Origin of the sequence: Bradyrhizobium campsiandrae, assembly GCF_014529705.1 — a bacterium.
Lineage (GTDB): Bacteria > Pseudomonadota > Alphaproteobacteria > Rhizobiales > Xanthobacteraceae > Bradyrhizobium > Bradyrhizobium campsiandrae.
The window spans coordinates 1-255 of the sequence record NZ_JAANIH010000313.1 but is presented as its reverse complement, the minus strand read 5'-3'; the positions used below and the strand labels follow the sequence as shown (position 1 = coordinate 255).

The 255-nt window shown below is 60.8% G+C and carries 1 protein-coding gene; it reads left to right on the top strand.

Annotated elements, in window-relative coordinates:
- A partial coding sequence (locus tag G8O24_RS43245) for a SufD family Fe-S cluster assembly protein (RefSeq protein ID WP_188108480.1) occupies positions 1–255 on the top strand: 255 nt, incomplete at both ends.

The window sequence follows — 255 nt, the reverse complement described above, 5'->3', positions numbered from 1 at the left end:
TCGAGCTGGTCGCGCTCGATGACGCCGAGATCAAATATTCGACGGTGCAGAACTGGTATCCCGGCAATTCGGAAGGCAAGGGCGGCATCTACAACTTCGTCACCAAGCGTGGCGATTGCCGCGGCGCCAATTCCAAGATCTCCTGGACCCAGGTCGAGACCGGTTCGGCGATCACCTGGAAGTACCCGAGCTGCATCCTGCGCGGCGACAACTCCCGCGGCGAGTTCTACTCGATCGCGATCTCGAACGGCTTCC